Source organism: Chitinophaga rupis, from assembly GCF_900109685.1.
GTDB lineage: Bacteria > Bacteroidota > Bacteroidia > Chitinophagales > Chitinophagaceae > Chitinophaga > Chitinophaga rupis.
This window is the reverse complement of record NZ_FOBB01000001.1, coordinates 1,405,974-1,418,034: the sequence shown is the minus strand read 5'-3', so window position 1 is coordinate 1,418,034 and position 12,061 is coordinate 1,405,974. Positions and strand designations below refer to the sequence as shown.

The following is a 12,061-nucleotide window of genomic DNA, read 5'->3' as shown; positions in this document are numbered from 1 at the left end:
GGAATGTGCTATGCGCTGGTTGATGATAAATGGTGGAAGTTATTCCGCCGTGGGGCTGTAATTCATTAACGTACTAAAATGAAAATGTGCAAACGGAACTCCATTTGCACATTCGCATAGCTGCATATTTGCACATTATAATTTTATCTCTTCGTCGCTTGCATCAAAGAAGCGGTATTCTGTCAGGTGATAGTTAGTATCCGCCTTGATCCGGATCCATTTCTTAAACTGGAAGTACCATTTCCATTGTTTGCTCTTCAGGAAGCCTTTGGTAAGAAAGGCAAATAAGATGGGGTGCACGCGGATGGTTAAGCCTTTATGCTGATGGTTGATCAGGTAGTGCAGGTTCTTTTCTATATCATCTATTATTAATACAGAGGCGCCTATTTTGCCGGTGCCTTTACAGGCCGGACAATCTTCCGCAACAGAAATCGTTACTTCCGGTTTAACCCTTTGGCGGGTGATCTGCATTAAGCCGAATTTGGAGATGGGCAGAATGGTGTGCTTGGCACGGTCCTGGGCCATGAATCTCTCCATAGCCTCATATACCACCTTCTTATTCTCCGGCAGCTTCATATCAATGAAGTCAATGATAATAATACCACCCAAGTCGCGGAGGCGCAGCTGCCGGGCTATTTCAGCGGCTGCTTCCAGGTTGCTGGCCAGGGCATTCTGCTCCTGGTTGTTGCTGGAGCTTTTGTAACCGCTGTTCACATCTATCACATGCAGCGCTTCCGTAGCCTCAATAATAAGGTACACGCCACTGTCCAGGTTCACTGTTTTACCAAAAGAGGCTTTCACCTGGCGGGTAATGCCAAAGTGATCAAATATGGGTGCGCCGTTATGGTAATAAGTAACAATGTCCTGCTTTTCAGGGGCTATTTTTTGAATATAGGCCCTGGTATCGGAGTAGATGTTCTTATCGTTAATAACTATACGGTTAAAGCTCTCGTTCAGCAGGTCGCGCAGTATGCTGGTGGTTTTTGTCTGTTCACTCAGTATTTTCTGCGGGGGCTGTGCACCACGCAGGTTAGCCTGTATATTCTTCCAGGTTTCTACCAGGGTGGTCAGGTCCTCATGCAGTTCTGCTGTTTTCTTGCCTTCAGCTGCGGTGCGCACTATTACGCCAAAGTTGGGCGTTTTAATAGCTTCTACAATTTTCTGCAGGCGCTTTCTTTCTTCGGAAGAGTGTATCTTTTTAGATACGGCAACAATATCATTAAAGGGTGTTAACACAATAAATCTTCCGGGAAGAGAGATCTCGCAGCTCAGGCGCGGGCCTTTTGAAGAGATGGGCTCCTTTAATATCTGAACAAGTATGTTGGGCTTACCGCCTAACACATCAGTGATCTTACCGGTTTTTACAATTTCCGGTTCATTCTTAAACTTCGTAAAGTCAAATCCTTCAGGGGATTTATCGTTGACAGCCTGCTGTGTGAATTTAAGGATAGAACGTATATAGGGACTAAGATCCGTATAATGTAGAAAGGCATCTTTTTCAAAGCCTACATCTACAAAAGCTGCATTGAGGCCCGGGATGAGTTTTTTAACTTTTCCCAGGTACAAGTCCCCCACTGCAAAATTGGGATTGCCGCTTTCATGATGCAGCTCCACTAACTTCTTATCCTCCAGCAACGCTATCTCCACACCGGTGGGTGCCGCATTTATAATAAGTTCCTTATTCAAGCGTCCAAAATTTTTACCATTATAACTTCACCTAAAAATGGAAATGCCTGTTGTTGGTGGTACAACTAACTGCATACCAAAAAATCGCCAACTGTATAACACAATCAGCATTTTCGTCACATACGTGATGATGGATTGCTTAAGGGTTTAGTGATCTGCAGGTGATATCCGGGAATGCTGTTGCGGGATCTAGGGAAATTACCTGCATGACATCGGCAATTTAATAAATTGAGAGCAATTCACAATTAAATAATCATTGCCGGGATCATGCAGGCTATATAAAGAAAATATGTGATCACGCGTCAGCCATATACCTGTTAAGTATAAATGGCGGGAAACAGGAGAAATACTTATTTCTTATTTTTCTTATGCCGGTTCTTTCTTAACCTTTTCTTACGCTTGTGTGTGGCTATTTTATGTCTTTTTCTTTTCTTACCGCAAGGCATACTTTAATAAGTTTTTAAATGTTTAATAATAGAATATTATTGAATGCTTTTAATATAACCGTCTATTTCTGCCTTGAGTTCCGGATCTTTTAGTAATTCCTTGCATTTCTGAAACAAGGTCACCGCCTTCTTCACATCTCCTTTGCCCCGATAAGCTTCTGCCAGCACAAAATAGGCCTTGGCTTCATCCGGATGCGTTTGGAGCAATGTTTCCATTCGCTCAATTGCTTTGTCGTACTGCCCTGATGTAATAGCAAGATTCGCCAGTGTTACCTGGGCCTCTATATTATCAGGATGTTCTGCTACCAGCGCCCTTAGCTTTTGTACGCCAACCATAGGATCTCCGGTGTTCATATACACCAGCGCCTGTTTGATCTTCAGGGAATCGTTTCCGGGATTCAGGGTGATGGCCTGATCCAATAACGTAATGGCCTCCTGGGCCTCCCATTTCATTACACCGGGCTCTTGGGCATGCTGCAGGTGCTCCAAAAATAAATTGGCTGCAAAGGTGAGGCTTTTTTCGGAATTTTCCAACTTGGCTGCCTGGCCCAGGTAGTACGCGGCTACAGGCAATTGGTTTAAGCTATCCCAGGCGGAATAGAGTTGTTTGTAAGCGGCTATTTGTTGGTTCTTCACATCGCCTCTGACCACTTTATTCTCCCAGGAATTGATCAGCAATAGCTTTTCAGCAGGGACCTTTTGCTTGGCAGATGCGAGCAGCTCACTGAATGAGATGGGTTTTACTTCCTGTCCGTTACCGCCCATGGGGCGGGTGACAGTGGGCATAGCATTCTTATCAGGCCGGGGTAGGGTACGGCCAAATGCCAGCAATACAACGAGTAATGCTACAGCAGTACCTACCAGGAGAACTTGTGATTTTTGCATGCCTAAATGAATTAGGCTGCAAAATTAAGAACTTTTGAGCTTCTTTACTTCAGCAACAAATTCTTTAGACGGCTTAAAGGCTGGAATGTAGTGCTCTGGAATTTCCACAGCCACATTCTTTTTAATGTTACGGCCAATCTTGGCGGCTCTCTTCTTAGTGATGAAACTACCAAAACCCCGGATGTAAATGTGCTCGCCATTAGCAAGCGCTTCTTTTACCTCCTTAAACATAGCCTCGAGTGTCACTAACACATCTACTTTGGGGATGCCGGTTTTTTCAGCAATGTTGTTTATCAAGTCAGCTTTTCTCATAATTGAAGCGGAGGATTACTTAATGTCTCAAAAATATATAAAAAAATTATAATTACTGATTTTAAGCGAGATAAATTTTATCTTTTTTCTTTATACTAATTATTTCCAATCGTATAACCTGCTTATTTTGACGCGTTTCACTGCTCAAAGACCCTGCAAAAAGCCTCTTTGGGAAATGGGCCAGATGCGTGTGCTCCATACTTTCCAATGATTACCACCCCCCGAAATCAAAATTTCACAAAACCATTGAGTAACGAATATACAAAAAATAATATTCATATCAGATTATTTTTTTTATGCTTTTTAGCTAAATCCCAGATAAATATTTAATATCCCTCCTACAGCATATCAGTACATTAGCACCGCAACTTCTATATTTGCAGCGCATGAAAAAGTTTTTTACGGAGCAGCTGCTGGCCTGGAACCAGGAACAAAATACCCGCACCATGCCCTGGAAAGGTATTAAAGACCCCTATAAGATCTGGTTATCAGAGATTATACTACAACAAACCCGTGTAGAACAGGGCCTGCCCTACTACGAACAGTTCACCACTGCCTACCCTACCGTGCAGCATCTGGCCGCTGCCCCGGAGGAGGAAGTGTTCCGTATGTGGCAGGGCCTGGGTTACTATGCCCGCTGTAAGAATATGCTGGCCGCCGCCCGGCAGATCGTAGATACTTTCCAGGGACAATACCCTGATACTCATGAACAGATACAAACCCTGAAAGGTATAGGCCCCTACACCGCTGCCGCTATTGCCTCTTTTGCCTTTAACAGCCCGCATGCCGTGCTGGATGGTAATGTGTTCCGGGTGCTGGCCCGTTACTTTGGCATTCATACCCCGGTAGATAGTACGGCCGGTAAAAAAGAGTTTGCCGCGCTGGCCCAGTCATTGCTGCCCGCTAACCAGTCAGCCGTTTATAATCAAAGCATTATGGATTTCGGGGCTGTGGTGTGCAAGCCCCAGCAGCCGGCCTGCCTCCAATGTCCTTTATCTGCTAAGTGTGTGGCTTTCAAACAACAGCTGGTGGCGCAGCTGCCGGTAAAGACCAAAAAGCTGGTCATTAAGAAAAGGTACTTCTATTATATAGTGCTGGAATATAAAGACCAGGTGTATATCCGTAAACGTACCGAGAATGATATCTGGCAAAACCTGCACGAGTTCATATTAATAGAAATGCCGGGCCCCATAAATGCGAATGAGCTGGAAGCATATACCGCTTTTAAGGAGGTGATGCACAACATACCATATACTGTGCAGGGTATATCCCCTGCATTCAAACAGCAGCTAACACACCAAACCATTTACAGCCAGTTCATTTTACTAACAGCGGCCAAAGCCCCTGAGCTGGCGCACTACATGGCCGTTCCTCGTGCCCGGCTGAACAGCTATGCCTTCCCGAAAACCATCACGGATTTTCTGCAGAATAAGTCGCTGGGATTGTTTTAGCACTTATAAAAATTTATCCGCCGATTGGAAAAAAACATTAACTTTAAAGAGGTTGTTTATAGAAGAACATTTCATCAATAGATTAAATCCTACAACTATGAGAGGTGTTAATAAAGTAATCCTGATTGGCAACTTAGGTAGGGATCCGGATGTACAATTTTTGGAAGGCAATATTGCGGTAGCTAAATTCTCTCTCGCTACGACTGAAACTTTTAAGGACAGGGCTGGGAAGCTCATTTCGCAAACAGAGTGGCATACGGTGGTTTTATGGCGTGGATTAGCGGAACTGGCACAAAAGTACCTGCACAAAGGCAGTTTAGTATATATTGAGGGACGCCTCCGTACCCGCAGCTGGGAAGATAAGGAAGGCAACAAGAAATTTGCTACAGAGGTAGTGGGCGATAACCTGGTTATGCTGGATAAACGCATGGACCTGAATAATGCCGAGCATGCCATCCACCATAGCAACACCGGAAGTTCCACCGGCGAAAATTTCCCCAACATGGAAATACCTCCTTCCATGAGTGAACCGGCAGACGATCTGCCCTTCTAAAATTGGGCTTCACTCCATTATCCATGAAAAATATTACGTATTTTTATAACCGTCCCAATTGGGACATTACCTTATATTTGCATAAGGGAAAGCAATCCGCAATGAACAACGGGTCTACTTTCCCCTTATTTTTGACCTAAAGTTGAACATATTTTGGAGTTCCATTCGGCAAGCATTTTTTCCGGCACGCCCTTGCTGCTACAGGCTGCAGCGCCCCCTATTGCCACGCCCAACGTGGTTATATACCTGTTGGTAATATTCATATTATTATTACTGGCCTTTATAGTTTCCGGTGCTGAGGTTGCCTTTTTTACGCTCAACTACAAGGACCTGAACGTGTTGAAAACCAGGCAAAACACCAGCGGCAAGCTCATTACCAAGCTGCTGGAAAAGCCCAAATCATTACTGGCATCTTTACAAATAGCCGGCATTTTACTGGCCATTGCCTTTATAATGGTCACCAACTACCTGATTACCCAAATGGAAGACCTGCAAACCCTGCCGGTAATTTCCCTGGTAGTGCGGATAGCGGTGATCTGTTTTATACTCCTGTTCTTTGGGCAGGTGCTGCCCCGTGTATGGGCGGCGCAGAACAACATTCGCTTTGCTACTTACTTTGCCTGGTTTGTAAGCATTATACACGCTACGCTGGAGCCGGTAAGTGACTTTTTTGTAGATATGAGCGCCAGCATAGAAGGCCGCCTGTTTCACCGTTTAAGCGGCGGCGCCGTTAACTACCAGGAAATAGATGAAGCCATTGAGCTGAGCGTAGACCCTACCACCTCCCAGGAGGAAAAGAATATTTTGAAAGGCATTCTCAAATTCGGCAACATTACGGTGAAACAGATCATGCGTACCCGCCTGGATGTTTCCGGTATTGAATATGACAGCTCTTTTGAACAGATAGCCAAACAGGTGGCAGACCTGCACTATTCCCGCCTGCCCGTGTATAAAGGCAACCTGGATAATATTGTAGGTGTTATTCACACCAAGGACCTGCTGCCCCACCTGGGCAAAGCCGCCGGTTTTGACTGGCATGAGGTGATGCGCCAGCCCTTTTTTGTGCATGGCCACAAGCTGATAGAGGACCTGCTGACAGAATTCCAGACCCGGCGTATGCACTTTGCCGTAGTGGTGGATGAATTTGGCGGCACCAGCGGTATTGTAACCCTGGAAGATATTATGGAAGAAGTGATCGGCGATATTAAGGATGAATTTGACGAGGAAGAATTTAACTATAGCAAAGTAGATAACTTCACCTACGTGTTTGAAGGAAAGACCATGCTGAACGATGTTTGCCGCATTATGAACGTACCGCCTGATACTTTTGAACATGTAAAAGGCGAAAGCGATTCCATTGGCGGGCTGATATTAGAGCTGGCCGGCAAATTTCCGGAAGAGAACAGCGTTATTAATTACAACAGCTTTGACTTTACCGTACTGGAAGTAAGCAAAATGCGCATCCAGAAAGTACAGGTCACCATTCGTCAGGATGAAGGTGTAGCCGCCGGCTAACCCGCTGTTTTCAACTATTCCAACCGCTGTAACATGAGGTACCTGCTTTTTATTTGCATACTTTTTTTTGCCGCCTGCGAGCAAAGCTATACACCCAAGCCAAGAGGCTATTTCAACATCACCTTTCCACAAAAGCAATACCGGGTATTTGACCAGCCCGGGTACCCTTACACCTTTGAATACCCGGCCTATGCACAGGTAACCAAAGACAGCACCTTTTTTGGCGAGCATCCTGAAAACCCTTACTGGATCAATATAGACTTCCCTTCCCTGAATGGTAAGATATACGTGAGCTACAAGGAGATAGGCGCTAAGAACAAGCTGGAAAACCTGGTGGCCGATGCCTTTAAAATGACCTATAAGCACACCTATAAGGCTGATTACATTGACGAGAAAGATATTAATAACGGGCATGGCGTAAGCGGCCTATTTTACGAGGTAGGCGGTAATGCCGCCAGTGCCAAACAATTTTTTGCTACCGACTCCACCCATCATTTTTTACGCGGGGCGCTTTACTTTGATGCAACACCCAATGCGGACTCCCTGGCGCCGGTGCATAAATTCCTGCAGGAAGATATGTGGCACCTGGTGGAGACATTGCGGTGGCGGTAAGAAAGTCCATGGTCCATAGATGTAATACAATATAGAAGTCTTTTTATTTTAGCTTAATTTTGCACCAGGAGGCTTGAATACGGTATAGTCCATGGACCATGGACTATGGACCATGGACTACCACATGATTGTAATAGACGATAAATATATTAGTGACGAAGTAATTGAGGAGCAGTTCGTTTGCAACCTGAGCGCCTGTAAGGGCGCCTGTTGTGTGGCCGGCGACTGTGGCGCCCCACTGGACAAACAGGAAGTAAAAACCCTGAAAAAGATCCTCCCGAAAATAAGATCTTACCTGCGGGCAGAAGGCCTGGAAGAAATAGCAAAAACAGGCACCCATACTATTGACGATGAATACGGATACGTAACCCCCATCGTAAATAAAGGGATCTGCGCCTATGCATCCATTGATGAAAAAGGCATAGTAGGCTGCGGTATTGAAAAAGCATATAATGACGGTGTAGTGGATTTTAAGAAACCCATCTCCTGCCATTTGTACCCCATCCGCATTAAAAAGTACGACAGCTATGAAGCTGTGAATTATGACCGGTGGGATGTTTGCGCACCCGCCTGCCGCAATGGTAAAAAGCTACAGGTACCGGTGTACCGTTTTTTAAGAGAAGCGCTTATACGCAAATACGGGGAAGAGTTTTATACCGTATTGGATAAGATAGCAAAGAAAATGCACCCTTAAAAGCTGGCCGGATTTTTGACCGCACCAGCCAGGTTTTAGAAACGGCCTGACAGTTTTAACATAGCAACAGCAACAAGACCTGTCAGATCTGAGTTAGACTAACTAACCTATCCCTTGAAGTTCCCTATCTTTATTTTGGATCTTGGAATTTTATTTTGCTTATGCAACAAACCGCATCCACTTTCCTGGAAAAAAGCGAGCAGAAAGCCGCTGATCTGGGACATCGCCGTACTATCAATTTCAACATTGGTAAATATAATACTGCCGTAAAATCGGGCAAGCTGCAGTTCACAGAGCTGCAAACAGCCAGGGAGCGGGCCAAGAATATTAAGTGGCGGGCCATAGAACACCTGGATAAATACCTGGAAGAATTTGAAATGCAGTTCACCAAACGGGGTGGCAAGGTGATATGGGCGGAGAATACCCAGCAGGTGCAGGAGGAGATCCTGGCCATTTGCCAGGCCAAGCAATGCAAAAGCATTGTAAAAAGTAAATCCATGGCAACGGAAGAAGTGCACCTGAACGACTTCCTGGCTAAACAAGGCATTGAATGTGTGGAAACCGACCTGGGTGAATATATTCAACAGCTGGATGGGGAACCGCCTTACCATATTGTTACACCAGCCATGCATAAAAGCAAGGAAGATGTAGCACAGCTCTTTACCGAAAAGCTGGGCACTGCACCCGGCCTTACTCCTGAACAGCTTACGCTGGTAGCCCGTGAGAACCTGCGGCAAAAATACCTGCAGGCAGAAATAGGTATTACCGGCGCCAATTTTATTATAGCAGATACCGGCTCTGTAGCCGTGAGTGAAAATGAAGGCAACGCCCGCCTGAGCACCGCTTTTCCCAAAACACATATTGTACTGGTAGGCATTGAAAAGGTGCTGCCATCCGTTAACGACCTGGCGCTGTTCTGGCCCCTGCTGGCCACTTACGGCACCGGGCAGCAGGTAACGGTGTACAACTCCATTTTCAGTGGTCCGCGCCAGGAAGGGGAAACAGACGGACCGGAAGAGATGTATGTGATACTGATGGATAACGGGCGCACCAACCTGTTGCAGGATACGGAAGCCCGCGAAGCGCTATACTGCATACGCTGCGGATCCTGCCTGAATGCCTGCCCGGTATATAAAAATATTGGCGGCCATGCATACGGCACCACTTACAGCGGCCCTATAGGTGCGGTGATCACCCCTTACCTTCAGAGCATGGAATCGTACGGGCATTTAAGTTATGCCTCCTCCCTGTGCGGCAACTGTACTGAAGTATGCCCCGTGCGTATTAACCTCCATGAGCTGTTATTACACAACCGCCACAAAGCAGTAGAAGAGAACTATACATCCAGTGGTGAAAAAATGGCCTGGTTTGGCTGGAAGCAGGCCTCCCTGAGCCGTAAAATGATGAATATGACCAATGGCAAAATGAAGAACTTTTTCATGAAACGCTTTTTTGCCAAAGCCTGGGGCGATGACCGGGAGCTACCCGTGTTTGCGCCTAAATCATTTAACCAGATGTGGAAAGAAAGAAAAAAGCACTAATACCTGTTTTATGACCCTTCTAGCAATCTTGTTACCCTGGCTTTCCTTTTTATTAAGGGGACGTATACTGCGGGGTATTCTTTGCCTGCTATTGCAGATCACCCTTATTGGCTGGCTCCCTGCAGCCCTGTGGGCATTGTCTTCCCTGAATGAAAGCCGCGCAGACAGAAGGAACCGGAAGCTGATACGGGCGATGAAAGCGAGCCGGTAATAATGTGCTAATGTGTTAATCTGCTGATGTGCTGGTATACTTGCCTATGCGGATCAGTACATAAAATAACAAATGCGAGCACATTAGCCTATCAGCATATTGACTAATTAACCTTCGCTTTTATCCGCTCAAACATCAGCTGGTGGCCCAGACCATTGAGGTGTACCCCATCGCCGCTATTATACTGCGGTAACAGAGAGCCATCCGGTGCGCTGAGCCCTTCCCAGCAATCAATATAGTTATTGGGGTAATGCCGGATAATGTAATCCCGCATTGCTATCAGCTGTTTTCGTTTAGCCTCCTCCGTATTACGGGGCTGGGTGGTGGTAATATAACAGGTTACATGCTGCTGGCGTGCCAGCTTCATTACTGCATCCAGGTTATGCTGGTATTCTTTTAATGAGTAACCAACATTAATATCATTGGAGGGCATGTTAATGATGATCATATCCGGCTGCAGGGCCAGTGCCTGTGTAATGTTGTGAGCTGCATCCGGTTTGGGTCTCAGGATGGGAACATCCGCATCGCTGGGCAGTATGCGGTAAGAGGTAAAACCGCCTACCGCCAGGTTGGTAACCGTTGATTGGGGCGCTTTTTCCTGCAGGTATTTACGCAGCAGGTTTACCCAGGTGCTGTCTTTTGTTTTAGGCCCAACACCTTCAGCGGTAGAGGATCCCAGTATTACAATATGCCGGGCCAACGGCGCCATCATCATTTTGGCCCTCAGCTTTTCATCCGGGGTACGTTCCTGGGCTACCATGGCCCGGTTGCGGTTCACCTTAACATAAGCTTTTGCTTCATTGGCATTGCCTTCCGCTTTATACTGGTAGTTGTTGTTATAGGCATCCTGTTTTGCAGCCACTGTGGTATCTGCCATCATTATACGGGGCGCCGCAGGTGCAGTTTGTACCAGCGCATCTTCTGCCGGTGCCTCTGCTTCTGCAGATCTTATGGCGGCATCACTGGTTTTTTCCACCTTAATGGCAGGTGCAGATGGCTGCACCACATCTTTAGCCGGTGCGCTGGCAACAGCTGGTGGTGACGGTGGTATGGTACCCGGTTTGGCGGCAAAAGCGCCCTTTGGGGAATCTTCTTCCTTTTTCCAGGCTGTTGCCGGCTCTCCGGCCGGCGTTTGCGATCCGGCAGCGCTATCCTGTTTTTGGAGGATAGCATTTTCGGTTGTTGATACCTTCGCTATATCTCTCCGGTGGGTAAGCTCCTGGTGGTTGATCCAGATAAAGCTCAGGCCCAGTATCAGCAAAATAGCCGCGGCTGATGCCCAGCGGTAATACATGATCCGCACTTTTCCTTTATCCCTGTTCACCCGCTGCTCCAGCCGGTTTTGCAGATCGGCCAGGTGGGCAGACTGGTCCGGCCCATGGGCAGCGTAACCTTCCAGCGCATCGGCTAGGAAAGGATCGTCCAGCGCCTGCCGTTCCAGGGCATGCATAGCCTTATCATCCAGCTCACCGGCCAGGTACTGGCGTATCAGCTCTTCGCTGACGGGTTTATTATGTGCATGATTATCAGGCATGTTGTTGTTGCTCCATACATATTTTCAGGTTACGCTTCCCGTTCTGTATATAGCTTTTCACTTTATTCATTTCATATCCTGTAAGGGCTGCTACCTCCCGGTAGCTTTTCTCCTGCAGGTAAAAAAGGTTTACGCTTTTTTGCTGCTCCTCCGGTAAGGTTTCCAGGCATTTTTCCATGGCCTGCAAATTATCCTCCAGGCTTATTCCGTTCTCATGATGTGCAATTTCCTCATTTTCCATAAGCGGCCGGTCTTCTATGGAAACCTGCCGTCCCTCCTTCGTTTTCAGAGACCGCAGCTTCATGAGACAATGGTTGCGGGCCAGCACGTGCAGCCAGCTTTTGAAATTCTGCACCTCATGCTGTTTCAGCTTGGGGATCAGCTCCTCAAAGATCTGCATTACGGCATCCTTACTGGCTGCTTCATCAAAATACCGCAGGCATACCCCGTAAACCAGGTTCATATAACGCTGGTACAGGGCGGCCAGGTAGTCCAGCTTACCGGAGGCTTTGTACTCCCGGATCAGGTCTGCATCCGCAGCATTTTGCATGATATTATGGTGTAGGAATGCCATAGGCTATGGCACAATACTATAAAAAAAATCTGTAACGGGTGGCGCGG

Annotated in this window: 12 protein-coding genes; 7 read left to right on the top strand and 5 right to left on the bottom strand. The window is 46.6% G+C overall.

The window, feature by feature from the left end:
* Positions 1 to 135: 135 nt before the first annotated feature.
* From BMZ54_RS05705 to BMZ54_RS05695, 3 genes are all read right to left on the bottom strand, one after another.
* Positions 136 to 1,686: an Rne/Rng family ribonuclease gene (locus BMZ54_RS05705; protein ID WP_089907317.1), complete on the bottom strand. Its 1,551-nt coding sequence runs from the start codon at positions 1,684 to 1,686 to the stop codon at positions 136 to 138.
* A gap of 482 nt (positions 1,687 to 2,168) precedes the next feature.
* The gene (locus BMZ54_RS05700; RefSeq protein WP_089907315.1) at positions 2,169 to 3,017 is read right to left on the bottom strand and encodes a tetratricopeptide repeat protein; all 849 of its coding nucleotides are present in this window, start codon (positions 3,015 to 3,017) and stop codon (positions 2,169 to 2,171) included.
* Between the two features lie 24 nt (positions 3,018 to 3,041).
* Positions 3,042 to 3,329, bottom strand: coding sequence for an HU family DNA-binding protein (locus BMZ54_RS05695; RefSeq protein ID WP_029464490.1), 288 nt, complete (start codon positions 3,327 to 3,329; stop codon positions 3,042 to 3,044).
* A gap of 386 nt (positions 3,330 to 3,715) precedes the next feature.
* Between BMZ54_RS05695 and mutY the strand changes: the two genes are divergently transcribed.
* The 7 genes from mutY to BMZ54_RS05660 all read left to right on the top strand — a co-directional run bounded on the left by mutY (position 3,716) and on the right by BMZ54_RS05660 (position 9,906).
* Positions 3,716 to 4,780, top strand: coding sequence for an A/G-specific adenine glycosylase (mutY, locus tag BMZ54_RS05690; protein ID WP_089907313.1), 1,065 nt, complete (start codon positions 3,716 to 3,718; stop codon positions 4,778 to 4,780).
* 97 nt (positions 4,781 to 4,877) lie between these two features.
* Entirely contained in the window at positions 4,878 to 5,333 is a 456-nt protein-coding gene (locus tag BMZ54_RS05685) for a single-stranded DNA-binding protein (RefSeq protein WP_089907311.1), read from the top strand.
* 153 nt (positions 5,334 to 5,486) lie between these two features.
* Complete coding sequence (gene gldE, locus BMZ54_RS05680) at positions 5,487 to 6,848, top strand: gliding motility-associated protein GldE (protein WP_238386503.1); 1,362 nt, start codon at positions 5,487 to 5,489, stop codon at positions 6,846 to 6,848.
* Between the two features lie 33 nt (positions 6,849 to 6,881).
* Positions 6,882 to 7,460, top strand: coding sequence for a gliding motility lipoprotein GldD (gene gldD, locus BMZ54_RS05675; protein ID WP_089907306.1), 579 nt, complete (start codon positions 6,882 to 6,884; stop codon positions 7,458 to 7,460).
* Positions 7,461 to 7,551: 91 nt separating this feature from the next.
* Positions 7,552 to 8,154, top strand: coding sequence for a DUF3109 family protein (locus BMZ54_RS05670; RefSeq protein WP_238386502.1), 603 nt, complete (start codon positions 7,552 to 7,554; stop codon positions 8,152 to 8,154).
* A 161-nt stretch (positions 8,155 to 8,315) separates the two neighbouring features.
* A complete protein-coding gene (locus tag BMZ54_RS05665) occupies positions 8,316 to 9,695 on the top strand; it encodes a LutB/LldF family L-lactate oxidation iron-sulfur protein (protein WP_089907304.1) in 1,380 nt (459 codons plus the stop codon).
* Positions 9,696 to 9,705: 10 nt separating this feature from the next.
* Positions 9,706 to 9,906 (top strand): YqaE/Pmp3 family membrane protein, encoded by a 201-nt coding sequence (locus BMZ54_RS05660; RefSeq protein WP_089907302.1) that lies wholly within the window; start codon positions 9,706 to 9,708, stop codon positions 9,904 to 9,906.
* Between the two features lie 103 nt (positions 9,907 to 10,009).
* On the opposite strand, the gene BMZ54_RS05655 is transcribed toward BMZ54_RS05660, so the two are convergent.
* Together BMZ54_RS05655 and BMZ54_RS05650 are read right to left on the bottom strand one after the other, a co-directional pair.
* On the bottom strand, positions 10,010 to 11,440 hold the full coding sequence (locus BMZ54_RS05655; RefSeq protein WP_089907300.1) for an SGNH/GDSL hydrolase family protein: 1,431 nt from the start codon (positions 11,438 to 11,440) through the stop codon (positions 10,010 to 10,012).
* Positions 11,433 to 11,990: an RNA polymerase sigma factor gene (locus tag BMZ54_RS05650; RefSeq protein ID WP_238386501.1), complete on the bottom strand. Its 558-nt coding sequence runs from the start codon at positions 11,988 to 11,990 to the stop codon at positions 11,433 to 11,435. Before BMZ54_RS05650 ends, BMZ54_RS05655 begins: the two co-directional genes overlap by 8 nt.
* Positions 11,991 to 12,061 lie beyond the last annotated feature (71 nt).

Bases quoted from the DNA above. Each gene is read 5' to 3' on its own strand.
- gldD (WP_089907306.1), top strand. From the start codon at position 6,882: ATGAGGTACCTGCTTTTTATTTGCATACTTTTTTTTGCCGCCTGCGAG.
- BMZ54_RS05695 (WP_029464490.1), bottom strand. From the start codon at position 3,329: ATGAGAAAAGCTGACTTGATAAACAACATTGCTGAAAAAACCGGCATC.
- BMZ54_RS05660 (WP_089907302.1), top strand. From the start codon at position 9,706: ATGACCCTTCTAGCAATCTTGTTACCCTGGCTTTCCTTTTTATTAAGG.
- BMZ54_RS05700 (WP_089907315.1), bottom strand. From the start codon at position 3,017: ATGCAAAAATCACAAGTTCTCCTGGTAGGTACTGCTGTAGCATTACTC.
- BMZ54_RS05670 (WP_238386502.1), top strand. From the start codon at position 7,552: ATGGACCATGGACTATGGACCATGGACTACCACATGATTGTAATAGAC.
- mutY (WP_089907313.1), top strand. From the start codon at position 3,716: ATGAAAAAGTTTTTTACGGAGCAGCTGCTGGCCTGGAACCAGGAACAA.
- BMZ54_RS05655 (WP_089907300.1), bottom strand. From the start codon at position 11,440: ATGCCTGATAATCATGCACATAATAAACCCGTCAGCGAAGAGCTGATA.
- BMZ54_RS05650 (WP_238386501.1), bottom strand. From the start codon at position 11,990: ATGCAAAATGCTGCGGATGCAGACCTGATCCGGGAGTACAAAGCCTCC.
- BMZ54_RS05665 (WP_089907304.1), top strand. From the start codon at position 8,316: ATGCAACAAACCGCATCCACTTTCCTGGAAAAAAGCGAGCAGAAAGCC.
- BMZ54_RS05685 (WP_089907311.1), top strand. From the start codon at position 4,878: ATGAGAGGTGTTAATAAAGTAATCCTGATTGGCAACTTAGGTAGGGAT.